21 protein-coding genes are annotated in these 25,050 nt (G+C 67.7%); 7 read left to right on the top strand and 14 right to left on the bottom strand.

Translation table 11 applies throughout. The features are described from left to right. Positions 1-20: 20 nt before the first annotated feature. The 4 genes from paaK to ACFRAH_RS15015 are packed head-to-tail and all read right to left on the bottom strand — an operon-like array spanning position 21 to position 3,640. On the bottom strand, positions 21-1,379 hold the full coding sequence (gene paaK / locus ACFRAH_RS15030; protein WP_377991704.1) for a phenylacetate--CoA ligase PaaK: 1,359 nt from the start codon (positions 1,377-1,379) through the stop codon (positions 21-23). A 10-nt stretch (positions 1,380-1,389) separates the two neighbouring features. Continuing rightward, the gene (locus tag ACFRAH_RS15025) at positions 1,390-1,842 is read right to left on the bottom strand and encodes a hotdog fold thioesterase (RefSeq protein WP_377991703.1); all 453 of its coding nucleotides are present in this window, start codon (positions 1,840-1,842) and stop codon (positions 1,390-1,392) included. A 36-nt stretch (positions 1,843-1,878) separates the two neighbouring features. Then, positions 1,879-2,808 carry a CPBP family intramembrane glutamic endopeptidase gene (locus tag ACFRAH_RS15020; RefSeq protein WP_377991702.1) on the bottom strand — a complete coding sequence of 310 codons (930 nt, stop codon included), beginning with the start codon at positions 2,806-2,808 and terminating at the stop codon, positions 1,879-1,881. Then, positions 2,789-3,640, bottom strand: coding sequence for a CPBP family intramembrane glutamic endopeptidase (locus ACFRAH_RS15015; RefSeq protein WP_377991701.1), 852 nt, complete (start codon positions 3,638-3,640; stop codon positions 2,789-2,791). Before ACFRAH_RS15015 ends, ACFRAH_RS15020 begins: the two co-directional genes overlap by 20 nt. A 251-nt stretch (positions 3,641-3,891) precedes the next feature. Between ACFRAH_RS15015 and pta the strand changes: the two genes are divergently transcribed. Further along, positions 3,892-6,015 (top strand): phosphate acetyltransferase, encoded by a 2,124-nt coding sequence (gene pta, locus ACFRAH_RS15010; protein ID WP_377991700.1) that lies wholly within the window; start codon positions 3,892-3,894, stop codon positions 6,013-6,015. An 8-nt stretch (positions 6,016-6,023) separates the two neighbouring features. Next, the gene (locus ACFRAH_RS15005) at positions 6,024-7,178 is read left to right on the top strand and encodes an acetate kinase (protein WP_377991699.1); all 1,155 of its coding nucleotides are present in this window, start codon (positions 6,024-6,026) and stop codon (positions 7,176-7,178) included. A 17-nt stretch (positions 7,179-7,195) separates the two neighbouring features. Here the strand turns inward: ACFRAH_RS15005 and ACFRAH_RS15000 are convergent, their stop codons facing one another. The 3 genes from ACFRAH_RS15000 to ACFRAH_RS14990 are packed head-to-tail and all read right to left on the bottom strand — an operon-like array spanning position 7,196 to position 10,220. Beyond that, complete coding sequence (locus ACFRAH_RS15000) at positions 7,196-8,731, bottom strand: putative bifunctional diguanylate cyclase/phosphodiesterase (protein WP_377991779.1); 1,536 nt, start codon at positions 8,729-8,731, stop codon at positions 7,196-7,198. Further along, on the bottom strand, positions 8,721-9,152 hold the full coding sequence (locus ACFRAH_RS14995; protein WP_377991698.1) for a hypothetical protein: 432 nt from the start codon (positions 9,150-9,152) through the stop codon (positions 8,721-8,723). The genes ACFRAH_RS15000 and ACFRAH_RS14995 overlap by 11 nt, the downstream gene beginning before the upstream one ends. Further along, a complete protein-coding gene (locus tag ACFRAH_RS14990) occupies positions 9,153-10,220 on the bottom strand; it encodes a tol-pal system YbgF family protein (RefSeq protein WP_377991697.1) in 1,068 nt (355 codons plus the stop codon). 212 nt (positions 10,221-10,432) lie between these two features. Between ACFRAH_RS14990 and ACFRAH_RS14985 the strand changes: the two genes are divergently transcribed. Further along, positions 10,433-10,591: a hypothetical protein gene (locus tag ACFRAH_RS14985; RefSeq protein WP_377991696.1), complete on the top strand. Its 159-nt coding sequence runs from the start codon at positions 10,433-10,435 to the stop codon at positions 10,589-10,591. 72 nt (positions 10,592-10,663) lie between these two features. On the opposite strand, the gene ACFRAH_RS14980 is transcribed toward ACFRAH_RS14985, so the two are convergent. Then, entirely contained in the window at positions 10,664-12,391 is a 1,728-nt protein-coding gene (locus ACFRAH_RS14980) for an ATP-binding protein (protein WP_377991695.1), read from the bottom strand. A gap of 147 nt (positions 12,392-12,538) precedes the next feature. Here ACFRAH_RS14980 and ACFRAH_RS14975 point away from each other — a divergent pair, with 147 nt between their 5' ends. Next, positions 12,539-12,913, top strand: coding sequence for an STAS/SEC14 domain-containing protein (locus ACFRAH_RS14975; RefSeq protein ID WP_377991694.1), 375 nt, complete (start codon positions 12,539-12,541; stop codon positions 12,911-12,913). 3 nt (positions 12,914-12,916) lie between these two features. On the opposite strand, the gene ACFRAH_RS14970 is transcribed toward ACFRAH_RS14975, so the two are convergent. The 4 genes from ACFRAH_RS14970 to ACFRAH_RS14955 all read right to left on the bottom strand — a co-directional run bounded on the left by ACFRAH_RS14970 (position 12,917) and on the right by ACFRAH_RS14955 (position 19,578). Beyond that, a complete protein-coding gene (locus tag ACFRAH_RS14970; RefSeq protein WP_377991778.1) occupies positions 12,917-13,723 on the bottom strand; it encodes a methyltransferase domain-containing protein in 807 nt (268 codons plus the stop codon). Between the two features lie 118 nt (positions 13,724-13,841). Then, complete coding sequence (locus ACFRAH_RS14965; protein WP_377991693.1) at positions 13,842-16,373, bottom strand: hypothetical protein; 2,532 nt, start codon at positions 16,371-16,373, stop codon at positions 13,842-13,844. Positions 16,374-16,380: 7 nt separating this feature from the next. Then, positions 16,381-17,124, bottom strand: coding sequence for a peptidoglycan-binding protein (locus tag ACFRAH_RS14960; protein WP_377991692.1), 744 nt, complete (start codon positions 17,122-17,124; stop codon positions 16,381-16,383). A 195-nt stretch (positions 17,125-17,319) separates the two neighbouring features. After that, positions 17,320-19,578, bottom strand: coding sequence for a S9 family peptidase (locus tag ACFRAH_RS14955; RefSeq protein ID WP_377991691.1), 2,259 nt, complete (start codon positions 19,576-19,578; stop codon positions 17,320-17,322). 174 nt (positions 19,579-19,752) lie between these two features. On the opposite strand from ACFRAH_RS14955, the gene ACFRAH_RS14950 reads away from it, so the two are divergent. Further along, complete coding sequence (locus ACFRAH_RS14950; RefSeq protein ID WP_102971730.1) at positions 19,753-19,935, top strand: hypothetical protein; 183 nt, start codon at positions 19,753-19,755, stop codon at positions 19,933-19,935. A 295-nt stretch (positions 19,936-20,230) separates the two neighbouring features. Next, entirely contained in the window at positions 20,231-20,569 is a 339-nt protein-coding gene (locus tag ACFRAH_RS14945; RefSeq protein WP_377991690.1) for a hypothetical protein, read from the top strand. 78 nt (positions 20,570-20,647) lie between these two features. On the opposite strand, the gene ctaD is transcribed toward ACFRAH_RS14945, so the two are convergent. Both ctaD and ACFRAH_RS14935 read right to left on the bottom strand, forming a co-directional pair. Beyond that, positions 20,648-22,399, bottom strand: coding sequence for a cytochrome c oxidase subunit I (gene ctaD / locus ACFRAH_RS14940; RefSeq protein ID WP_377991689.1), 1,752 nt, complete (start codon positions 22,397-22,399; stop codon positions 20,648-20,650). A 353-nt stretch (positions 22,400-22,752) separates the two neighbouring features. Beyond that, positions 22,753-23,175 carry a hypothetical protein gene (locus tag ACFRAH_RS14935; RefSeq protein ID WP_377991688.1) on the bottom strand — a complete coding sequence of 141 codons (423 nt, stop codon included), beginning with the start codon at positions 23,173-23,175 and terminating at the stop codon, positions 22,753-22,755. Between the two features lie 453 nt (positions 23,176-23,628). Here ACFRAH_RS14935 and ACFRAH_RS14930 point away from each other — a divergent pair, with 453 nt between their 5' ends. Next, positions 23,629-25,047, top strand: coding sequence for an ABC transporter substrate-binding protein (locus ACFRAH_RS14930; RefSeq protein ID WP_377991687.1), 1,419 nt, complete (start codon positions 23,629-23,631; stop codon positions 25,045-25,047). Positions 25,048-25,050: the final 3 nt, after the last annotated feature.

Here is a 25,050-nt window from a genome sequence, read left to right as displayed (position 1 = left end):
CACGACGTGCGCCCGGAGGGCTATCCCTTGGGGCGCAGGTCGTAGATCCGGCGCAGCTTGCCGTTGGAGCGTTCGAGCGATCCGGGCTCCACCACATTCACGGTGCACGAAGAACCCACGTGGATCTTGATCTGCTCGCGCAGGGTCCGGGCCGCCGTCGTGCTGTCCGCGGAGGTGACATTGTCACGGCGCTCGATCTTCACTGTCAGCTGGTCCATGCGCTGGCCCTCGGGCCGGGTGAGCTCAAGCTGGAAGTGCGGGCTGAGCTCGGGGATGCGCAGGGCGATTTCCTCGATCTGGGACGGGAACAGGTTCACGCCGCGGAGGATGATCATGTCGTCGCTGCGGCCGGTGATGCGGCCCATCCGGCGGTGAGCCGGACGGGCGGTGCCGGGGAGCAGGCGGGTGAGGTCCTTGGTGCGGTAGCGGATGATCGGCAGCGCTTCCTTGGTGAGCGAGGTGAACACCAGCTCGCCGTGCTCGCCGTCGCCCAGCACGTTTTCCTTGCCCGGGGCCGGGTTGAAGGGGTCGATGATTTCCGGGCGGAAGTGGTCCTCCCAGATGTGGCTGCCGTCCTGGGTCTCCACGCATTCGCCCGCGACGCCCGGGCCCATGACCTCCGAGAGCCCGTAAATGTCGCAGGCCTTGATGTTCATGGTGACCTCAAGCTCGTGCCGCATTTCCTGCGTCCACGGCTCCGCGCCCAGCACCGCGTACTTCAGCGAGGTGGACGTGGGGTCGATCCCCATGTGCGCCATGGCATCGGCGATGGTCAGCAGGTAGGTGGGCGTGGCCAGGACGGCGTCCGGCTTGAAGTCCTGGATGAGCTGGATCTGGCGTTCGGTCTGGCCGCCGGACATCGGAATCACGGTGCAGCCCAGGGCCTCGGCGCCGGCGTGGGCCCCCAGCCCGCCGGTGAACAGGCCGTAGCCGTAGGCGTTGTGGACTTTCATTCCGGGCCGGACGCCCGAGGCGCGGAGGCAGCGGGCCACCAGTTTGGCCCAGTCGGCCAGGTCCTGCTTGGTGTAGCCGACGACGGTGGGCCGGCCCGTGGTGCCGGAGCTGGCGTGCACGCGCGCCACCTCGCTCTGCGGCACCGCGAACATGCCGAACGGGTACTCCTGGCGCAGGTCCTCCTTGGTGGTGAAGGGGAAGTTGCCCAGGTCGGCGAGTTCGCGCAGGTCCGAGGGGTGGATGCCGGCGTCGTCGAACTTGCGCTTGTACAGCGGAACGCGGTCGTAGGCGTACGCGACCGTGTGCTGGAGCCGGCTGAGCTGGAGCGCCTCAAGCTCGTCCCGGGACATGGTCTCCTCCGGATCAAGGATGGCGTCGGTGGCTGCGGGCGCGGCGACGGTGGGTTCGGGGGCGTGGAGGGTCATGGTCTGCTTCCTACTTCTTGGGGATGGTGCGGCTGCGCCCGCGGAACTCGGCAATGAGTTCCCCTGGTTCGCCCGGAAGCGGGGTCCCGGGATCGGCAGCGAAGATCTGGATGTCGTACAGGCCGCTGCGCCCGACGCTGGAGCGGCGGTCGGCGACGGCGGTGATCACCTGGCCCTGGTAGGCCGGCTTGAGGAAGTTGATGTCGACGCCGGCAGCAACGGTGATGCTGTCAGGGTCGGCGGGCGACGCGGGGTTGCAGGCGAGGGCAAATGCGGAGTCTGCGAAGGCGAAGATCATTCCGCCGTGGGCCATGCCGAAGCCGTTGAGCATTTCCTGCCGGAGGGTCATCCGGATGGTTGCGTGGCCGTCGCTGAGGGCGAGGACTTCTATGCCCATCCATTCCGAGGCGTAGTCGTTCTCAAGGATGTGGTGGACCACACCGGGGATTGCCGTTTCAGCCATGCGTCGTTGCCTCCAGCTTTATTTACCGAATGTTCATTAGGTAATCCCATGGGAGGGGGTCGTGTCAAGGGTGCGGGCCAGCCGGAGGGGTCCGGCGACGGCGATGACCACCAGTGCAGCCAGGACATGCAGGAGCGCCACGGTCCACCAGAGCGTGAGGTAGTCCGGCCCCAGCAGGGCAGGGAAAACCAAGGCGCCGACGGTGTTGAAGGCGGCGTGGAAGACCATGCAGATGGGAACGCTCCCGCTGCTGTTGCAGAGCCACGCCAGCAGCACGGACTGCGCCAGGACCATCAGCAGGAACGGCAGCGGAGGCCGTTGGCCGGTGGGATCCGACAGCAGCTCCGGCAGATGCCAGGCCGCCCATGCCAGTCCGAGGAGCAGGGCGGCAGACAGGGCCGGGCGGTTCCGTTGCAGGAGCGGAAGGGCATAGCCGCGCCAGCCCAGCTCCTCGAAGACGCCCACAACCACCAGCGTGAACGCGAAGGAGCCTAGCAGCATCAACCAGCCCGGGTTCGGGCCGAGTTCCGGGGCCGGCGCACCGCCGGAGACCGTGAGCCCGGCGGCCACCGTCACCAGCAGGCACGGCAGCCCAACGGCAAAAATGTACCAGCGGCCGGGCACGCGCCATCGCACCAGCTGGCCGAGCAGCCGCATCAGCTCGGCCTTCCCGCCGGAGAGGAAGGCGGTGATGGCCGCGGCGAGGGCGGGGCCGAACGGTATCAGCGGCGAGCTGTTCGGGTTCAGGAGGGTCAGCGGCCAGGCCATCCATGAGATGGCGAAGGCCAGGGCGAAGAACAGCACCAGCCGGTGGCGGGCCGGCCAGGCCAACTCCCCGCCGTGCGCGTTGAGCCGTTGTGGCATCCGGCGCCGCGCCGCTTCCCTGCGCTTCCGACGGCGGCCCCCGCCGGCGGCGGGTAATGGCTGTCCGGCGGGCAGTGGCTGCTCAGGCGACGGCTGCGCCATGGTCCGTCTCCGCCGCCAGGGCGCGGAATTTCCGCAGCAGCACCAGGACCACCAGCAAAAGGGTGGCCGCGGCAATCTGCTGCCACGCGCCGTCGAACACGGGGAGTTTCGACTGCTCTGAGGCATTGAACGAGGCGTGGAGGAGGGCCACGATCAGCAGGCTCTGCCCCGTTCCGAGGTAGGCGATGCCCACCAGCAGCCGGAAGAGCGGGGCGAAGACCAGGAGTACGCCCCACGCCACGGCCGCCTCGGACCATGGTGTGCCGGTGAAGCCCTTGTCCGCAAAGGCCAGCGGGACATGGATGAGCGCGAACGGAACGGCGGTGAGCAGGCTGCCGGCCGCCATGCCGTGGCGCTCCATCAGCCGGCGCTGGACCACTCCCGTCCAGGCCAGTTCCTCCCAGATATTTCCCAGCAGCGCGCCGATGACCAGGGTGTTCAGCAAGTACGCCCCTGCCACCGGCGCCCACCCGTCAGCCGGCTGGCGGAAGGTGCCGGTGGCTGCCGCAACGAGAACGGTCAGCACGGGCAGCGCCAGGACCGCCGCCACGTACCAGCCGGTGCCTGCACGCCAGCGGACGGTTTGCCGGAACAGGGCACGGACGCCGGGCTTGCCGTCGGTTGCCGCGGTCACCAGGACGGCCGTTCCCATTAGGATGAGCAGCTCGGCGAGGATGCCGGGGAGCGCATTGCCAAGCAGTGCGATGGAAAGTATGAGGGCCGCCCATGTCAGCCCGATGGCAATGACCAAAAATGCCGCCACAGGCCGGGCGGCGATTCGCTCGCGGAGGGGAGCGGCGGATGGAGCGGACGCGCGGCCAGCGGGGTTCATCGGTACCACCGTCGTTCAGGATGTTGCAGGTCTGGACACTGCTGCGGAGGGACGGTCCCGGGGCGCTGGCCCACTCCGGGTCCGGGACGGCGAAAATGCGCCGACGTGGCGATCAACACCATTGTGTGCTCCCGGAAGCGCGGCAACAAGTGAAAGTATGGGGGAGGGCGGGCTTCGGCCCACCCGGTCAGCACACAGGCGCGTCCAATGCAGCACGTTCCACGCAGGAGCTTCCAACCAGAGGACAGAACATGGCCAAGGGGATATATGTCAGCGCGACCACTCCGGGATCGGGGAAGTCGCTCATAGCGCTGGGCCTGGCGGACACGCTCCACCGGCATGCGGACCGGATCGGTTTCTTCAAACCCGTGGTCCACGGCGACGACGCCGGCGCGGACCCGATGGTGGCGCTGATGAAGTCCCGCTTCGACCTAGACGATTCGCGCTGCCGCGGCGGGCTGACGTTCACCGAGGTCCGCGGGCTGCTCGCCGAGGGCCGGCGTGAGGACATCGACTCCCGCTGCGTGGAGATCTTCGCCGAGATGGGCCGGCATTGCGACGTGATCATCGTGGAGGGGACGGATCTCACCGGCCATGACGCCGCCGTCGAGTTCGACCTCAACGCCCGCCTGGCGAACAACCTGGCCGCGCCTGTCGTGGCCGTGGTGGGTGCCAAGGGGCGCAGCGTGGCTGAGGCCGCGGCCGCCGTCGACGTCGCCCGCAAGGAACTCGCCGCGGAGAAGTGCACGCTGCTGGCCTTGATGGTGAACCGCGCCGCCCCGGAGGACGTGGACGTGATCATTGCAGCCGTGAAGCCCGGCGCGTCGGGCCGGCCGGTGTATGTCTTCCCGGAACTCGAGGACATCGCCCGGCCCACCACCGGTGAGGTGTGCGCGGCCCTGGCCCTCCGGCAGATCGCCGGCCGCGCCGACATGGAGCGGGACGTCCGGGACGTGAAGGTCGCCGCCATGAATGTGGGCAACTTCTTGAACGTGCTCGACGACGGCGCTCTGGTGATCGTGCCGGGCGACAGGGCGGACGTGATGGTGGCCTGCCTGGCGTCGTCCTTCTCGCCCGAGTTCCCCGTGCCGTCGGGGCTGATCCTCACCGGCGGCCTCGCCCCGGACGCCAACATCTACCCGCTCCTGGCCTCCGCCCCGTTCCCGGTGTTCGCCACGCAGGACGACACCTACACCACCGCCCGGCGCGTCTCCGAGGTCCGCAGCGAGATCTGGAGCGGCCACCGGCGCAAGGTGGCGTCCGCGCTGGGCCTGTGGTCCCGGCAGGTGGACGAGGCCGAGATGCTCGAGCGCCTGCACCTGCCCCGCGCCGAACGGATGACCCCGCTGCGGTTCCTGCACGACCTCATTGAGCGCGCCCGCTCGCAGCGCCGCCACATTGTGCTCCCGGAGGGCAAGGACATCCGGATCCTGAAGGCCGCCGAGATCCTGCACCGCCGGGACGTCTGCGACCTGACGCTGCTGGGCCGGGAGGCCGACGTCCGGGAGCTCGCCGCCAGCCGGGGCATCGACCTGGCCGGCATCAACATCGTGGACCCCGCCACCTCCGAGCTTCGCCAGGACTTCGCCGCCAGGTACGCCGAGCTCCGGGCGCACAAGGGCGTGGACCTGGCGCGGGCGCTGGAGGTCATGCAGGACGAAAGCTACTTCGGCACCATGATGGTCCAGCTGGGCGTGGTGGACGGAATGGTCTCCGGCGCCGCGCACACCACGGCCCACACCATCCGCCCGGCCCTGGAGTTCGTGAAGACCAGGGAGGGCGTGAAGATCGTTTCCTCGGTGTTCCTCATGCTCATGCCGGACAGGGTGCTGGTGTACGGCGACTGTGCCGTGAACCCGGATCCCAACGTGGAGCAGCTCGCGGATATCGCCCTGGCCTCGGCCGAGACCGCCGGCCAGTTCGGGGTGGAGCCCCGGGTTGCCATGCTGTCCTACTCCACCGGCGGCTCCGGTTCGGGCGAGGCAGTGGAGGAGGTCCGGCAGGCGACCGAGCTGGTCAGGGAGCGCCGCCCGGATCTCGCCGTCGAAGGCCCCATCCAGTACGACGCCGCCGTGGACGCCTCCATCGCCGAGTCCAAGATGCCCGGCTCGTCGGTGGCCGGGCAGGCGACCGTGTTCATCTTCCCGGACCTGAACACCGGCAACAACACGTACAAGGCGGTGCAGCAGAGTTCCGGGGCGGTCGCCGTCGGGCCCGTCCTGCAGGGGCTGCGCAAGCCCGTCAACGACCTCTCCCGGGGCTGCACCGTGGAGGACATCGTGAACACGGTGGCCATCACCGCCATCCAGGCGCAGAGCCTCGCCGCCGAACCAACCGCCCCGGTACCGTCCGCCGTTTCAGCAGCCAAGGCTTAGGAGGCCCCATGCTCGTGCTCGTCATCAACTCCGGCTCGTCCTCGCTCAAGTACCAGGTGCGCGACGTCGCCGAGGGCAGCGTCCTGACCGAAGGCCTGATCGAGCGGATCGGTGTGTCCAACGGCGGCCAGGGCGACGGCGAGGTGGTAGGCCCGGCGGACCATGCCGAGGCTCTCGAGCAGGTGGACTCGGCCATCCACGAGGTGCTGGGCGAGAGGCAGTTGGACGCGGTGGGCCACCGGGTGGTGCACGGCGGTGAGCGTTTCGGCGAGCCCGTCCGGATCGACAACGAGATCACTCGCGCCATCGAGCGGCTCAACCCGCTCGCGCCGCTGCACAACCCCGCCAACGTGCTGGGCATCCGCGCCATCACCAAGAAGTGGCCGGACATGCCGCAGGTGGCCGTGTTCGACACCGCCTTCCACCGCAGCCTGCCCGAGCACGCGTGGCGCTACGCCGTTCCGGACGAGCTCTACACCAACCATGGGGTCCGCAGGTACGGCTTCCACGGGACCTCGCACGAATACGTCACCAACCGTGCTGCCGGGCTGCTGGACATCCCGGCGGAGGAGTTCGACGGCGTGATCGCGCACCTCGGCAACGGCGCCTCCGTCACGGCGATCCGCGGCGGTAAATCCGTGGACACGTCGATGGGCTTCACCCCGCTGGAGGGCCTGGTCATGGGCACCCGCTCCGGCGACCTGGACCCGTCCATCCTCGTGTTCCTGGCCCGCACCGGCTGGAACGCCGAGGACCTTGATTCGATGCTCAACCGCGAGTCCGGGCTCAAGGGGCTCGCAGGCAACAATGACATGCGCTCGGTGGTGGAGGCGGCCGAGTCCGGCGATTCCCGGGCGGCCATGGCCCTCGCCGTCGCGTCCTACCGGCTGGCCAAGTACATCGGCGGCTACCACGTGGCGGTTGGCGGGGCCAAGGCGCTGGTGTTCACGGCCGGGATCGGCGAGAACTCGCACCAGTTCCGCTCGCTGGTGGGGGAGCGTCTGGGTGCGCTGGGCATCGAGCTCGACGCCGGCCTGAACAGCGAGCGGTCCAAGGAACCCCGCGTCATTTCCACCAAGGAATCCGCCATCCCCGTGCTCGTGGTGCCCACGGACGAGGAGCGCGCCATCGCGGAGGCAACAGCCGCCGTCGTCGGTGGTTGAGCCTGCCGAAACCGATCTCAGCCGGGCCAGACGTCCTGCCCGGCGAGGCGCTCCGTGAATTCGGCCGCGGGGAGGGGGCGGCTGAAGTAGTAGCCCTGGCCGCTGACGCAGCCGGTGTTCCGCAGGTGCTCGGCCTGCTCCGCGTTTTCCACGCCCTCCCACACGGCCTCGAGCCCGCAGGCCCGGATGAGCTGCAGGATGGCTGCGATCAGTGCAGGCTGCGCGGGGTCGCTGCCGAGGGCCGTGAGCAGCGTCCGGTCCACCTTGACGCGGTCCACGGGCAGGCGCCGCAGGTAGCTGATCGAGGAATACCCGGTGCCGAAGTCGTCGATTTCGAGGCCCACGCCGAGCTTCCGCAGGCTGGCGAGCGTGTACCGGTCGAGCTCGTTGCCCTTGATGATGTCGCTCTCCGTCAGCTCGAGGACCAGCAGCGCCGGCTCCAGGTTCGCGGCTGTGAGCGCATCCCGCACGTCCTCGATGAACTCCAAGCGCTGCAGGTCCGCGGCGGAGACGTTGATGCGCATGTCGAAGTTGTGGCGGGCGGTGTCCGGGGAACTCCGCCAGCGCCGCAGCTGCTCCACGGAGTTCCTGAGCACCCAGTTGCCGAGCTCCGAGATGAGGCCCGTTTCCTCGGCGATCGGGATGAACTCGTCCGGCATGATCAGGCCGCGCTTGGGGTGCTTCCAGCGGACCAGGGCCTCCACTCCCTCGATTTTTCCCGAGGCAAGCTCGATCACCGGCTGGTAGTACAGCACCAGCTGCGAGGTGGCGATGGCCTCGCGCAGTTCCCCGACCAGCTGGTTGCGGAGCTGCCGGGCGTGCAGCATGGCCGGTTCGAACACCCGCAGCTTGTTGCGGGCATCGGCCTTGGAGGCGTACATCGCGATGTCCGCCTCCATGAGCAGTTCCTCGGACGTCTCGCCGGGATCGGCAATCCGCAGGCCCAGGCTCGCGCCGCAGCGGATGGTCTTCCCGTCCACCTCCAGGGTTCCGTTGAGCGCATCCAGGATCCGGTTTCCGACGGCGGCCGCCTTGGCCGGCGTGGTGGCAGGCAGCAGAACGGCGAACTCGTCGCCGCCCAGGCGGGCCACCATGTCGCCGTCGCGAACGCACGCGCGGATCCGCGCCCCCACCGTGACCAGCACCTGGTCGCCCATCGTGTGGCCGTAGGAATCGTTGATGCTCTTGAAGGCGTCCAGGTCCAGCAGCACCAGTGCCGGCGGCAGCCCGCCGTCGGCCGCTTCCGCCTGGGCCGAGTTGACGGCGCTGACCAGCGCCGACCGGTTGTACAGTCCCGTCAGGGAATCGGTGAGCGCCATCTGCTGCAGCTCTTTGTGCGCCTCGTTGAGCATGCGCGTGCGCGTTTCCACGCGTTCCTCGAGCTCCTGGTAGATGATCTGCAGGTCCTCGGCGAGCAGGTTGGTGCCCATGATCACCGCGTCCAGTTCGTCCCTGGCCTCGGAGATATCAATGCGCGAGTGGAGTTCCCCGGCTGCCAGCCGGACGATGCCGTCCAGCAGCTTCCCCAGCCGGGGATCGTCGTTAGAGAACATGGTCAAGGCGGCTCAGCCAGTCGAGGGCATCATGTTCGGCGGTGAAATACCGGGCGGGCACCGAACTGAATTCGCCGCCCAGCAGAAAGTGCCCCAGCAGCCTGTCCACGGGGGATTCACCCAGGATCGCCCAGGCGGACACCGAGGGAATCGCCGCATAGGCGGCCCGCGCCGCCCGGGTCACGGACTGCACCCCGGTCAGTTCAAGTACGACGGCGACGCTCCGGTCCCCGGCCAGCTCACCAAGGCGGTTGTACAGCTGGGCGGCCGCGGTCTCGTTCAGGTCGGCGCCGCGGGGGAGTACCGCCTTGACGGCGAGGTCAGGCAGCACGGTGAAGGTAACGACGGGCGAGGGAGCCGTGCACGCCGAAGACGCCGGCTGCAGCGGTGCCGCACCGGGAAACACTGTCGCTTCTGGCATTTACCCCCCCTGGAGAAAGTGCTGTTGGCGCCGGTCCGAAGGCTCCGCTGAGGTGATGAAACCACGGACGGTGGCGCTACGCTCCGGTGCAGCAGCTGTATCGAACAGCGTAACGGCCTCGTCAAGCATCTGCAGCGATTCCGCTTCGTGTCCCTTCGCCATGAGCGCCTTGCCCAGGATGAAGGTGGCCTCCGCCGCCGTCTGGGTCGCGAGGATGGGGAACTTGCTGCGGAGCGGGGTCAGGAGGCTGATGGCCGTCTCCATGTCCCCCGTGAGGTAGTACCAGTGGGCACGGACCAGGGACATCTCCAGGATGTCCCGTTCGCTGCCGCCCACCACCTCGGTGGCGAGTTCGGCACGCTCGATGCAGCGCAGCGTCGCGGCATCAGCCAGCTTGGCCTGGAGGCGCATTTCCGCAGATGCGCGGTTGAAGCGCGCCCACAGGTCCACGTCCTGGGAGGGGGAAAGCTTGCCCGCGGCGAGGTCGTGGTAGTGGCCGCCCTCATTGACCCGGTTGCTGAGGAACGCGACGTTGCCGATCACCCAGTAGGCCTTGCCGGCCGTGTCCTCGTCCACGTGGTCGGTGAGCAGCGATTCCAGTTCCAGGCACTCCTGCCAGGCGTCCTCGTGCCGGCCGCTTTCGGCGAGGGCGGCAATGAGGGCCTGCTGGGCCTGGATGTGCAGGTAGACGTTCTCAAAGTCGCCGGCCACGAGCCGGGCGGCGGTGGCCGCGGCATCCACCGCCTCCGGGAGCCGGCCGAGGCCCTGCAGTGACTGCGCGAGCAGGATGGCCGCCCGCGCGCCCAAGTCGGGGGCGGAACCCGCAACGGGGTGGGCGGCCAGGTTGGCGGCGAATTCCTGGCACTCCTGCATGGATCCCCGGTCCCGCAGGCATTCGGCCTGCAGCAGGACCATCTTCCACCAGCGCAGCTTGTCGCCGGCCTCCTCAGCCAGGTCCGCGGCGTGCCCGGCCTCGGCATATCCCGCGGCGTAGTCGCGCCGTTTCCAGCTTTCGCGCGCAGCCAGCTCCGCGATCACGAAGGGGGACAGGTCACGCTGCATAGGCATGCTCCCAATTATCCATAATCCTGCCCACCGGCGGTCCAGCCGGGGGCATAACTCCCTGTGTTACGGCAAAAGCAAGACACTGGCGGAAAAACACGGTTAATCCTGCGGAATTGACAGGAAATGACTTGACCAAACCTTGATCCGATGACCGTATACTGTCGCCCGTAATGTGCAATTCGGTTCTCAGCCACAAACGACGAAAGGGACAGCGGATGAAGAAACTTGCCGCAACACTTGTTATGACCGGCATCCTTGCAGTGGCAGGCTTCGCTGCTCCTGCCAACGCCGCGCCGAAGGACAAGGAAACCACCACGTCCACCACGTCGAAGAGCGACGTCAACTACGCCACCATCGGCTGGTGGCCAAACTAAGGTCTGCGGCAGCCAGCCAGAATTACGAGAACCGCCCCGGGGCCTGCAGGTCCGGGGCGGTTTTTTGTTGGCTCAGTCGGTTTGGGGCGAGCTGGCCTCTTCGCCGCCGTCGGCCTCGTCGTCGTCCGCTTGATCCGCCGGGGGACCGTCCACCGGGAGATTCACCGAAACGGTGGTTCCCTCGCCCAGCACTGAGGACAGGTCCAGGGAACCGCCGTGGCGCCGGACGATGTCGTGGGCAATGGCGAGGCCGAGCCCGCTTCCCGGGATCGCCGCCGAGGAAGCGTTGGATGCCCGGTAGAAGCGGGTGAACACCTGTGTGATTTCCTGCTCCGGAATTCCGACGCCGGTATCCGTAACGTTGACGATGGCGCACGGGCTGCCGGCCCCGGCGGCGGTCATGAAGCTGATGCTGATCCGGCCGCCGTTCGGGGTGAACTTGATGGCGTTGGCCACGATATTGGTGAAGACCTGCTCCAGCTGGGCCTCGTCGGCCAGGACCTTCACGTCCTCGTGCGAGTCGGCGCCGGTGATGGTCACGTTCCGCGAATCCGCGAGCGGGCGCAGCGCGGCCACCACGATGCGCAGGACCTGGCCGAGCTCCACCTGCTTGAGGTTCAGGTTGCCGGAGGTGTCCTGCTGGGAGACCGTGAGCATGTCCTCGATCAGCCTCCGGAGGCGGTCCGAGTTGCGGGAAATGACGTCCATCATGGATTCGATGCCCTGGGGGACCGGGCCGCCGGCGCCGTCGCGGATCATGTCGAGGTAGGCCGTGATGGAGGTCAGCGGCGTGCGGAGCTCGTGGTTGACCGTTGCCAGGAAGTCTGTCTTAGCCCTGTCCAGCTCGCGGAGCTGCTGCAGCACCTGGAGCTGCGCGCTGATCAGGTGGCCCTGGATGAGGCTGTGGGCAAGGTTGCCGGCCACGTGCTGGATGAGGGCGATCTCTGCCCTGGTCCAGTAACGCGGCTTGTCCAGCTGTGCAATCCAGATGATCCCCAGCGCCGATTCGCCTTCTCCCACCGGCAGGGCGACAGAGGCGCGCACGGAGCCCAGGCCTGACCATTTCCGCAGTCCCCCGGCCAGGGCAGCCGACTGGTCCGTCGGATGGTCCGGAATGGCCTGGTGGTCCGTAACCGCCAAGGCTTCGGCGTCCGACCACAGCGACGTGGTCTGTTCCCGGGCCGCGTCCTCAAAGGTGCCGAGCGTGTCCGGCAGCTGTTCGTGGCCCGGCACAGACCACTGGGCGCTGATCCGGGGCACACGCGAATCCTGGAAGGTGGTGAACCAGACATGGTCCACGCCCAGGGATTCGCCAAAACCGCGGACCAGGTGGCCGGCCATCTGCTGGGGGCTGTTGGTGCCGCGGATGGCGGCGGAAACGTTGCGCAGGCTCTCGCGCAGGAACTCGGCTTCGGCCCGGATGCGGCGGCGCTCCCTGGCCCGGCCAATCAGGGTTTCCACCCGCCGGGTGAGTTCCCGGGCGGGCGCGTCGCGGGAGATGTAATCGGCGATGCCCCAGGACTCAAGCCGGGCAAGATCGAAGTCGCCGGCGAGGTCCACAAGGAGCAGCACCGGAGTGCCTTCCCACCGGTAGCCGTCCGTCAGGGCAGTATCAAGAAGGACGACGGCGGCCCGGTCGCCTTCCAGCTCCCCGGCGAGGGATCCGGCGTCGGGCGCCTTGCGCACGGTGAAGCCGGCGTCGGTGAGGACGGACGCCACGGAATCCAGGCGGGCCGCATCCGTGAGGGCGACCACCGCCTCGCGAGGTGCGGAAGGGTACTCCGCCGGTGCCTGGACCATGTGCCCCCTGTGTTGCGAGTGCCTATTGAGGCTACCGTGAATTTGGACTCACATTATCAGTAGGTGGGCCGGCCCGTGGGCCCGTAGCCGTGATCTGGAGGGATGTACCTTGATACTTGTCCACATCGGCCACCGCGGAGGTTTGAATTGAATTCCAACAGCACCGGACGGAATACGCTGTTTAACCTGGAACTGGACGGCGAGGGCCTGCTGCGGCTCACCTGGGCCCGGGACGCCAGCATCACCGGGGCAGATGCGGAGGCTGCCATGGGGCAGGTCAACGCGCTCTGCGGCGAGAGCCGGCACCCCATGCTCGTGGACATGGCCACCACATCCGATGTGAGCCGCGGAGCCCGTGCCGTGTTCGGCCGTCCCTGCCAGGCCTCCCGGATCGCGCTGCTCGGGGCGTCACCGGTGGATCGGGTGATTGCCAACTTCTTCCTCGGCCTCAACAAGCTCCCGTGCCCCACGAAGTTCTTCACGTCCGAGGCCGAGGCGCTCTCCTGGCTGTTCCTCCGGTAGGGGTCAGCGGGCCTGGAGCACGGCGAAATAGCCGGGGATCTGTTCCGGGCGGTCAGCGGATGTGAGGGGGCGGGTTTCAATGGTCACCGGACCGTCTTCCACCACATCCCAGCTGGCCTCGGGAAACGCCCGCCTGCGCTGCTCGGCGCCGAAACGGCCGGGCATCGGCAGCGCGCGGATGGCCCTCTCGAGCGGCCCGGGGATGGACTGCACAGTGGCTCCGAGGTGGCTGACATACTGGACCGGATTCCCGCGGAAGTCCGTCTCGGCCAGGAACAACCGGCCCCGCCTGCCCGCAATCGGGTGCAGCTGCGCCGCCAGGGCCGCCTGCGCAGGCCGCTTGAGTACGTGCAGGACACCCCGGATGAAGATGTTGGCTTCGCCGGTGAACCCGGCTGCAGCCAGGGCATCGGCGACGGCGCGGGCGCCGGCCGGTGCCGTCATGTCGGCCGAGACGTAGGAGACCCGCTCCATCCCGTCCGGTTCGGCGGCCGCGCGGGCAATGGCGTTGGCCGACACGTCAACGCCCAGGACATGCGGAAAGTAAGGGGCCAGCGCACGGCTGAAGACGCCGCTGCCGCACCCGACGTCGACCAGCGGAAGGCTGGGGTCCAGCTGCCGCGTCAGGTGCTCCAGGTAGGCCTGAAGCTCATGGTCGCTGCCCGAATCCCACAGCACGTCGCCGCGGGCACCGGTGGCCCGGATCTTGCCCCAGTACTGGTCCCAGGCCGCGCTGGGATCCTTGGGCGCGTGCGAGGACAGCTTCACCAGTTTCGGGAGCAGCAGGTATTTCTTGAGCGCCGGGAGCATCATTCAAATATATGTTGCCGGGAGCACACTTCGGTTCAGCGCTGACAGCGTCACGGTCAGCGCCGCCGCCGTCCCGTCACCCACGGTTCGCCCCGCCGTCGCCTCGACCTGACTGGCCCTACGGCGCTGCGGCGCCTGCGGACCCTGTGGCCGCAGGCGTAGGTACCGCGTCAGAGGTGGCCGGGACCGGAACTGTGGGGACCGGCGTCGGCTCCGTTCCCGGTGCGGGAATCGCGGGAACCGCGGGGTCCGCCGTCGTTCCCGGCGAAGGACCGCCTGGCGAGGGCGAACCCGGCGGGGAACTGGGGTCCGTGTCCTTGCCGTCGGTGGCGCCGGCGGATGGCGAGGAACCCGGCGGCGCTCCGAGGTTGCTGCCATTCCGGGGTCTGGCGCTGGAATCGGACCGGACGATCTCCATGAGCTGTACCTTGTAGGCGCTCAGCCGTCCCTCAATCTCGGAGAGGGGAACGTCCTGCAGCGTGCGTCCGAACTCGGCGATTTCCTGCCACAGCGCATCGAGCCGGGCCATGCCGTCCCCGCTGAGGGGCCCGTCCAGCGTGAGCACCAGCTGGCTTGCCAGGGCGTACGTCAGGCACCGCACGCAGTTGTAGTTCGCTGCGGCCGAGAGGTTCTGGGGCACCACAACATCGGCCTGCCCCACGATCAGCACCACCTGGAACCCCACGGCCACCGCCGCGCAGTCCGCGCAGTTGGCGAATGCGTAGGCCTCATTGCGGGTGTCCACCGGGCCGTCCTCGGCCCACACAAGCGCGAACGCGACGTCGTAAGTGACGGAGCCGTCCGTCGTGTTCACCGCGAGTGCCTGGTTGCCGTCCTCCTCCGGCGCCGGGGGCCTGTCGAAGGGAAAGACCCACGAAGGCGCGGCGGCCCCGCTGTTGGCCGGTCCCTTGCCTTGGCTCTGGTCAGACTGGCTTGCCCCGGAAGCCGGCGACGTTCCCTGCCGCGGCACCAGAACCATGCTCAGCTGCGGCCGCTCCCGGCTGGGCGGCACTGTTCCGTCCGGCCACAGCGCCACAGTCCTGCCACTCCGGCCTTCGCGCAGGGCCCCGTCGGCACCTGCCAGTGCGGGGTAGATCGCCGCCGTTGCATCGAGGATTGTTCCGCGTTCGTAAGGCTGCACCGGGCGGTAAGTTTCGGGCAACGGCCACCAGGCCCAGGCCAGCCCGGCCGCGATGGCGCCGATGGCCGCGACGGCGGTGGCGCGCTGCATCGGCTTGCCCCGGGTCTTGGTCCAGAGCCCGGTGATGAGCTGCCGTCCCAGCCTGAGAAGCATGTACACCATGCCCAGCACCGGAAGGACGACGGCGGCAATCGCCAGGACCCGCACGGCACCCCCGGGGAAGTCCCCGGCCGCGAGGCTGCTGGAGAGCAGGGCCTGTTGGTGCTGCAGGCTCGCCCAGGCAGTGCCCAGGACCCTGGGGAAGGTGACCACCATCAGCGCCAGGCTGAACAGCAGCAGGGGGATGGTTATCAGTACCCAGAACGTGATGACGGCGCGCGCCCACGGTTTGAGGGCCTGCGCCCCCGGTTCCGGTTTGCCCCAGCGCCACGGAAGGAGCCCGGCCAGGGTGGGACGGATCCGCTGGAACAGGTCCGGGACGCCCGTGGCGTCGGCGAGGATGTGGTAGCCGTCGAAGCGGACCAGGGGAAGGAGCTGTCGCACCATCTGCACGATCTGCGTCAGCACCACCAGCAGCAGCGCATCGAAACCCGAGGCCCACCAGACGGCCATCGTGGCGACGGCAACGATGGCGTTGAAGTACAGCCCGCCGGTATCGGTTCGCAGCCTGCCGCCCCGTCCCAGGCGGTAGGAATCGGTGACATCCGTGTAGAAGGCAGGCCAGACCAGGTAGAGCCCGGCACCCATCGCGCCCGGTGTTGCCCCGCCCCGGCGGGCGGCCGCGGCATGGCCGAATTCATGGAAGCCGGCCGACAAAACAGTGACGGCAAAAATCAGCACAAGCAGCCACGGGTTGGCGAATGCGTCGTGTGTGGCCGAGGCCAGGCCCTTGACCAGAAGGACCCACCAGCAGGACGCCAGGAAGGCCGCGGTCACGGCTGCCACGATCAGCGGGTTGAACAGCACGCTGAACGGGGCTGTCAGCTTCCGCGTCCGCTCGGGGTCCGTGACGGTGTACCGGAGCCGCATGCCCAGCAGCGGATCCGATTTGCGGACTTCGGGCTGCGATCCGTCCGCCCGCTGCAGCAGGCCGAGCGGCAGCAGTTGTCCCGCGATCAGCGTCCTGACATTGTCCCCGCTGATGAGGCGGCCGGACCGTGCGCTGGCCGCTTCGGCGACCTCACCGATATTGCGCACGCCGTCTATCGCGTCGAGTACCTGATAGAGGAGCCGCGTGAGCTGGATGGTCTGGCCGTCCGCGCGGCGCACCAGCGAGGGGGCCTCCCGGTAGCCGGATCCCTTTGCTTCCCCGATCAGCAGGACACGGTCCGCCAGTACCGGCACCTCGGCAAGGTTCATCTCGGCAGGGTTCATTCCGGCATGGCTCATTACGACGGCGGCGCTGGCGCCGGGGGCGGGGGACGCACCCGCCGCGCTTGGGCCCGTGCCGGGGGTAAGGGTGGCCGGCGGGCCGTCCGTGCCGGACGGCCCGCTGTGTTTGGTGCCCATTCAGGTACTACTGCTGCAGGTCGGACTGCTGGTCTGCCGATGCGGTGGCCTCGCCGTCGATGTTCTGCGTGATGATGGCGTCCTGCTGGGCCACGGCGGTGGCATCGCTGTCGATCGAGCCGATGTTGGCGGCAACCGCGGCGTCGATGGGCGCGGCAACGTTGGCGTTTGCGGCCACGGCGCCGTTGATCGGGGCGGCGATGTCGGCGTCGGCATTGAGGTCCACGTTCACGTTGAGGAGATCGCCGTCGAGGGCAGCGGCCGGGTCCACAGGAAGGGCGCCGACTCCTGCGTCGGGCAGGGTGCCGTCGGGCAGCGTGCCATCCGGGAGCGCACCGTTCGGGAGGGCGGTGCCGGAAAGCGTGCCGCCGTCGGGGGTCCCGCCGTCGGGGGTCCCGCCGTCGACAGTTCCGCCGTCGGCGCCGGCACCCTGGGTGATGGTGCTGTCCTGGGCGGAGTCTGCGGCGGCATCGGCGGTGATTCCCTGGTCAATGATGACGCCCTGGTCCGCCAGCGCCTGCGACTCGGACCCGGCTGACAGAATGTTGGCGGACGCGGCCGCATCAATCGGAGCGGCCACGTTCGCATTGGCCGCGACGGCCAGGTCGATCGGGGCCGCAGCGCCGATGTCCAGGTCGAGATCGGCGTTCAGGTCGAGTACGGACGCGACTTCCTTGTCCGGCAGGGCGGTCCCCGTCTGGGCGTTCAGTTCGTCTTCGGAAAGCGGGGTCAATCCCTTTTCATTGCTCACGCTGTGCTCCAGTTCCGGCTCCGGATTCCCCGCCCCCAGCGGACAGGTGCTCCGAGCCCTTACGCCCGATAATAGTAAGCAGGATTACTATTTTCTGAAAACACCGAAGCGGGACGGGGTGCCGTTTCGCCAAAAATGGCCGCCCGGGCACGTGCCCAGGCGGCCATTTTTGGCGAAACGACGGCGCAGGAAGCCCTACTCGAGCCCGGAGCCCTGCTTGAGCCCGGCTCCGGGCAGCAGTTCGGTGGCCCCCAGCGAATCCGCGATAAATCCGTAGTCCCAGGCCCGCTCGCGCCACTGCACGTAGCGTCCGGACGCGCCGCCATGGCCGCCGTCCATCTCGATCTTCATGAGGATCGGCTCGCTGCCCGTGGTCTTGTTGCGCAGTTCCTGCACCCACTTGGCCGGCTCCACGTAGAGCACCCGGGTGTCGTTGAAGGACGTGACCGCGGCGATCTTCGGGTAGGCCACCTCGCGGATGTTCTCGTACGGTGTGTATGACTTCATGTACCGGTACACCTCGGGATCGGTGATGGGGTTGCCCCATTCCTCCCATTCGAGGGCCGACAACGGCAGCTCCGGGTCCAGGATGGTGTTCAGCGCGTCCACGAACGGAACCTGGGCCACGACGGCGGCGTATTTCTCCGGGGCGAGGTTGGCCACGGCGCCCATGAGCAGGCCGCCGGCGGATCCGCCCAGCGCGGCAATCCGGTCCGGCGCCACCCATCCGGACTGCGCCAGCCAGTCGGTGGCTGCGATGAAGTCCGTGAACGTGTTCTTCTTGCTGAGCTTCTTGCCGTCCTCGTACCAGTGCCGGCCGAGTTCGCCGCCGCCGCGGATGTGGGCGATGACGAACACGATTCCGCGGTCCAGCAGCGAAAGCCGTGCGATGCCGAAGCCCGGGTCCATGCTCAGCTCATACGAGCCGTAGCCATAGACCAGGCCGGCCGCCGTCGAGTCCCGGCTGACGGACGTGTGCCGCAGCACCGACAGGGGGACGCGGGTGCCGTCACTGGCCACGGCCCATTCCCGCGTGGCCACGTAGTCCGCGGAATCGTACCCGCCCAGCACGGGGCTTTCCTTGCGGAGCAGCAGTTCACCGGCGGGCTGCTCCGGGGTGGGCAGGACGAAGTCGTACACGCGCGACGGCGTGAAGTAGGACGTGTAGCCCAGCCGGATCACGGGCGCCTCATAGTCGGAACCGCCCACGCCCGCGGTGTACAGCTCCTCGTCAAACGCGGGCTCCACCGGCGCCTGCTGCGAGGCGGTCCCCAGGCCGGACAGCGACATCACCTGGACGCGCTCTATGGTGTCCTTGCGGATTGAGACCACCAGGTGGGTGGCGGTGACCCCCGCCCCGTTGACCCGGACGTCGTCGGAATGTTCGACGACGGTGGTCCAGTGCTGCTCGGAAAGCGGCTTGGAGAACTCGGCCGGGTCCACCAGCGAGACCATCGAGTTCACGGCGTTGCGGTTGTGGGTGATGAGGATGCGGTCAGTTTTCTGCCCGTCCGGGCCCTCGAACAGGAACGGTTCGGCCTCATAGAGCACGCGGTCGTTGCGGGAAATCACGGTGGACAGGCCGCCGTCGGGATCGTCAAACCGCAGCAGGCGAGTCTCGCTGTACTCGGAGCAGCCGATGCCGAGCACGAGGTAGCGCCGGTCTGCGGAGAGCTCAAAGCCCAGCCACATGGCGACGTCGTCCTCCTGGTAAATCACCTCATCGTCGGTGACCGGGGTGCCCAGGACGTGGGACTTGACCTGGTACGGCCGCCACGAGTCATCCACCACCGTGTAGAAAATGCGGGTGCCGTCCGGGGAGAAGGACACGCCGTAGAAGATGTTCTCGATGACATCCGGCAGCAGTTCTCCGGTCCGCAGGTCCTTGATCCGCAGCGTGAACCGCTCGTCGCCCGCGTTGTCCACGGCATAGGCGTAAAGGTTCCCGTCGATGGTCACGGCCGTGCCCCCCACGGAGAAGAAGGGCTTGCCTTCGGCCTCGACGTTGCCGTCCAGGAGGACTTCCTCGCCGGGGATTTCGACGCCGGCCTCCACCGCCGGCGGCGTCCAGTCGGCCACCGGGTTGCCAGTGTTCCGGGCCCGGACCCGGCACTGGATGCCGTATTCCTTGCCCTCCACGGACCGGCTGAAGTACCACCAGCCGTCCTTGCGGTTGGGAACGGACAGGTCTGTCTCTTTGGTCCGCCCCTTGATCTCCTGGAAGATGGCCTCGCGCAGCGGTTCCTGGTGCGCCGTGAGGGCCTCCTGGTAGGCGTTTTCTGCCTTCAGGTGCGCCACGACCTCCTCGGACTCCTTGTCCCGCAGCCATTCGTACTGGTCCACGAACGTGTCCCCGTGGTGCGTTCGCTCGGTGGGCACCCGCTTGGCGACAGGCGGCCCGGGCGTGGTAACGGCGGAGGAGCTTTCGGCTTGCTGCAGGGGAGTGTGGCTCATTCCCTCAATATATAGAGCCGCCCTGACATTTGGGCCGCCGTTCGCTACCGGGGGAGAGGCACGCTTTCCCGCGCTTCGCGGACCCCTGCGGAGCCCTGTCCACGCTCCGGCACCGGGCGTATCCTGAACTCGCGTCAGCAATAAGGAACCCACAAGAGCCTTCGAGGGGGAAGCATGACCATCCCGCCAGTCCACGAACCAGAGCCGTTCCCGCCGGAGCCCGGCCCGGACCCCATGCGGCCGGACCCGTCCCGCCCGGCTCCGCCGAACCCCGTTCCCACGCCCGAGCCGCCCGGCCCGCTTCCGGTGCCCGATCCCGGCCCCGAGCCGCTGCGCCCTGACCCGACACGGAGTTAACCCGGCCAAAAGTCGGGCGGCACGCCAAACCCTGTGCCGCCGTCGAACGCCCCACCTCCAAACAGCTCGCCGTCGAGCACCCGAGGACATATTCATGGTCCGGGGGCGCCGGAACCCACGCGTCCCCGGACCATTTGCGTGCCGGGGGGGCCGGTCCGCGTCCCCTGCCGGGGCCCGGAAAGTTGTGAAAGTCCCATTTCTGCAACATTTGGAATTTTCCTGTTACCTGGGTCACATGCACGCTAGGGTTGTATCCGGTCGCAGCGTCGCGGCCGCGCATGAGGGGAGAAGTTTTTTGAACCAGAAGCTCAAGGTACTCGTCCGAGTAGACCTCGACTGCGGTGAGGCCCAGGTCGCCGCCCAGGGTCACGTCACCGCCCAAAGCATCCAAGCTCTTTACGTCGTCATGAAGCGCGCCAACCACCTCCGTCAGGGCCTGCAGCTCGTCGTCGATGTCAGCCACGCCCGGGTGGAGCCTGTCGCGCTGGAACAGCTGCGGGAATGCTCCAAAACGCACCACCTGCCGCGTTCCATCGATCCGCAGCAGTCCGAATGCAATGTCCGCGTCCTTGCCCCGGCCGACGCCGGGATGGGCGCCGGAGCGCGCCGGCTGCTGGCCGCCGCGGCTGCTTAGGGACCGCCAGCCAACTGAACTGAACACGCACTGAGGCCCCGGATTCCAGTCCGGGGCCTCAGTCTGTTCCGGGATCCGCTACACGTCGGGGTTCGGATTCTTTACGTCACGTTCGCCGATGTCCGCCGCGCCCAGAACCTCGGCCGCGGGTGAATGCACGGCGTCGTGCTCGCGGATGCGCAGCTCGGGATGGTGCAGGTCCAGGGCCGGGCGCTCGGACCGGATGCGCGGCAGGGACGTGAAGTTGTGCCGCGGCGGCGGGCAGGATGTGGCCCACTCAAGGGAAGCCCCGAAGCCCCAGGGATCGTCGACCTCCACCTTTTGGTTGCTGCGGGCCGTGATGTACACGTTCCAGAAGAACGGAATCAGCGACGCGCCCAGCAGGAAGGAGCCAAAGGTGGAGAACTGGTTCATGGCCGTGAAGTTGTCCTGCGGCATGTAGTCGGCGTAGCGGCGGGGCATGCCTTCAACGCCGAGCCAGTGCTGGATCAGGAAGGTGGCGTGGAAGCCCACGAGCAGCATCCAGAAGTGGATCTTGCCGAGGCGCTCGTTGAGCATCTTGCCGGTGAACTTCGGCCACCAGAAATAGAAGCCGGCGAACATCGCGAACACCACGGTGCCGAACACCACGTAGTGGAAGTGGGCCACCACGAAGTAGGAGTCGGAGACGTGGAAGTCCAGCGGCGGGGACGCCAGGATGATGCCGGTCAGGCCGCCGAAGAGGAACGTGATGAGGAATCCGATGCTCCACAGCATGGGGGTCTCGAACGTCAGCGAACCGCCCCACATGGTGCCGATCCAGTTGAAGAACTTCACGCCGGTTGGCACCGCGATGAACATGGTCATGAGCGCAAAGAACGGCAGCAGCACGGAGCCGGTCACGTACATGTGGTGCGCCCAGACCGTGGCTGACAGGGCGGCGATCGCGATGGTGGCGTAGACCAGGCCCTTGTAGCCGAAGATCGGCTTGCGGCTGAAGACCGGGAAGATCTCGGACACGATGCCGAAGAACGGCAGGGCGATGATGTACACCTCGGGGTGCCCGAAGAACCAGAACAGATGCTGGAACAGAATCGCCCCGCCGTTCTCGGGGTCGTAAATGTGGGCCCCGAAGCGGCGGTCCGCGCCGACGGCGAACAGCGCGGCGGCCAGTGGCGGGAAGGCCATCAGCACCAGCACCGAGGTGACGAGGGTGTTCCAGGTGAAGATCGGCATGCGCCACATGGTCATGCCGGGGGCGCGCATGCAGATGATGGTGGTGATGAAGTTGACCGCACCCAGGATGGTGCCGAAGCCGGACAGTGCCAGGCCGAAGACCCACAGGTCACCGCCGATGCCCGGTGTGAACGTGGTGTTGTTCAGGGGCGCGTAGACCGTCCACCCGAAGGAGGCGGATCCCTGCGGGGTGATGAAGCCGGAAACGGCGATGGTGGAGCCAAACAGGAAGAACCAGTAGGCCAGCGCGTTCAGCCGGGGGAACGCGACGTCCGGCGCGCCGATCTGCAGCGGCATGATGACGTTGGTGAACCCCGCGAAGAGCGGGGTGGCGAACATGAGCAGCATGACCGTGCCGTGCATGGTGAACAGTTGGTTGTACTGCTCTTTTGTCACCAGGACCTGCATGCCTGGCTCAAAGAGTTCGGCGCGGATGAGCAGGGCCATCACGCCGCCGAAGCAGAAAAACACGAAGGAAGTGATCAGGTACAGATACCCGATGGTCTTGTGGTCGGTGGTGGTGACCCACTTGACCACCATGTTGCCTTTTCGGAGGGGCACCACCGGCGGAACCTCAGTGGCGGTGGTGCTTGCGGGTTGCTGATATGCGGTCATCGTCTGCCACTCCCCGGCATCGCGCTTCGACGCCCCTGTTGGGGCGAGGGTGCCGGCCGGACCGTGAGCGGTTCACAGAACCGACGGCATCAGGATAGCGCCTGCGGCACCCCGGCAAAAGGTTTTCTGGCCAGCGGCCCGTGGCGGGACTGTGTGGCCATTCCAGGCAACGCGTAGTTGGTGGCATTCCGGGAATGAATGAGTGCGGAGTACGACGGCGGGCTGCCGCGGCTCCCTGCCGGTCCGCCCTCCCGAGTTTTTGTACAGATAATGGCTCCAAAATGCCCTTCAGCGGCCATTATCTGTACAAAAACTCGGGACCTCGGGACTTCGGGTCTACGGCGGGGGCGTGCTCAGTCGGGCACTTCCATCTGGAACCCGCAGGCGCAGCGCAGCAGCCGGGTGGGCAGGTGGACGTCGTGGATGGTCCGGTGGTGGCCGAACTCCGAGCCGTAGATGCTGCTGGTTCCGGAACTGACCGAGGCCATTGGGGTTCCGCAGTGGAAGTACTCGCCGCCGAACTGCAGCACCCCCATCACCTGGCCGTGGCGGTTCAGCACTCCTGCCACATCGTGCACCACGGCAGGGTGGGCGTAGAAGTGGTCGCATTCCACGCAGGTGTAGGACACGTCGACCATCCCGTCCTGAGGGGGATGCAGGGCCTCGATCGATTCGACGATCAGGTGCTCATCGGTCTGGCACTGGGAACACCAGAGCGGATCCCCGGAGGGGCGCTGCGCTTCGCCGGGCAGATGGGCGTTGGAGATGGTCGTCATTGACGCGCTCCTGGTTAGGGGGCTCGGCGCCCTGCTGCTTGAGCTCAATCCCACGCTTAAAATACTCCCGGCCCGCCGGGCCGGGCAATAGCAGCGAAACCCTTGTGGCGGGGTGGTGCCGGTGCTATAAAACATCTACAGCCAGCCGATGCGGCTGGCGGTGAACGGGAGGACCCGGGGCTCAATTTGGCTGCCAGAAGGGGCGGTTAGCCCGGGAGCACGCCACCGCGCCAGACAGCGCACGGCAGCAGCATCGGGATCCTCTCGCGGACGGTCTCCGGCTCAACGGGCGGAGGCCGTCCCTTCGTGTGTGCCCCCGACTGTGCTGGAGCCAAGCCCTGCTGACAGCCCGGCACCGATTGGTTACGCTGGTTAAACAGGTCTCCTAGTTGTACGCGGGGTATGACGCCCCGCGTGCGTCCGTACTGCGGAAAGCGTATGGCAGGAGCGCCAGTGAACAGGACCAGAGGCCAGGCCAGGGCGGGCGTTCTGGCGGTGGTCTCCCTGGCAGCAGCGTTTCTGGTCTCCTGCACGCCCGGCAATGGCCAGCCGCCCGTGCCCGCCCCGGACACCGACCACCACAACATCACGGTCTGGACTACCGAGACGCTTCCGGACCGCATGGCCAGGCTTCGTGCGGTCATCGAGGACTTCACCACTGCCACCGGCGTGAAGGCCGACCTCGTGGGCGTTCCGCCGCACCGCTTCACCCAGGTGCTCACCTCGTCGGCCGCCTCCGGCGACCTTCCCGACGTGATGGCTTCCCTGTCGCTGGGGCAGGTCCGAACCATGGCGGCCTCCGGCCACACCGACTACAAGACCAACGCGGCCATAGTGCAAAGCCTCGGGGAGCAGACGTGGGCCGCACGGGTGCTCGAACTGACACGCGACAACGGCCAGCAGCTGGCCATTCCGGGCTCCGCCTGGCACCAGCTGGTCTATTACCGCAAGGACCTTTTCGCCAAAGCCGGGCTGAAGGCTCCCCGGACGTATGCGGACATCGTCGCCGCGGCCAGGAAGCTGGATTCCCCGGCGCTCGCGGGAATCGTCGCAGCCAACAAGACCGGCCAGGCGTTCACGCAGCAGTCGTTTGAGCACATTGCGCTCGGAAACGGCTGCGAGATGCTGGGCGCCAGCGGAGGCATCACGTTCGACAGCCCCCAGTGCGTCGCGGCGCTGGGCTTCTACCGCGACCTGCTCAGGAACTATTCCGCACCCGGCATACAAGACATTGATTCGGTGCGGTCCGCCTACTTCGCCGGCAAGGCGGCCATGGCCATCTGGCCGACGAACATGCTGGATGAGCTCGCTGGCACGCGGACCGATGCGCGGCCCAGCTGCCCCGAATGCGTCAAGGACCCGCTGTTCCTGGCGCGGAACACCGGAGTGGTGGCCGGCCTGCAAGGGCCGGACGGGCCTCGGCCGGCGCACTTCGGCGAAGTGATCTCGTGGACCGTGACGGCTGATTCGGACGCCGAACCCGCCCGCCGCTTCGTGGAGTACTTCCTGACCGACGGCTATGCCGACTGGCTCGCCATTGCCCCGGAGGAGCGCGTTCCGGTGCGCTCGGGCAACACCGCGAACCCCGCTGAGTACGCCGATGCCTGGATGTCCACCCCCATCACGGCCGGCCATTCCGAACGGCTCGGCGGCATCTATGCCAGGGACGTCCTCTCCGCGCTGCTGCAGGGGTCCAACGACCTGGAGCACTGGGGGATCGTCCAGGGCCACGGCGACCTCGCCGGCGCCGCGATGGCCGAACTGCCGATAGCCAAGGCTGTCAGCGACGTCGCAGCAGGACGCGCCGGGCCGCAGGCCGCAGCCACCAAGGCCGCCGCGTCGCTCCGGTCCATCCTGAAGTCGATGAAGTAATGC

Origin of the sequence: Arthrobacter sp. NPDC056727, from assembly GCF_042790555.1 — a bacterium.
Taxonomy (GTDB): domain Bacteria; phylum Actinomycetota; class Actinomycetes; order Actinomycetales; family Micrococcaceae; genus Arthrobacter.
The sequence above is the reverse complement of the archived record's forward strand: the minus strand, read 5'-3'. Positions and strand labels throughout refer to the sequence as shown.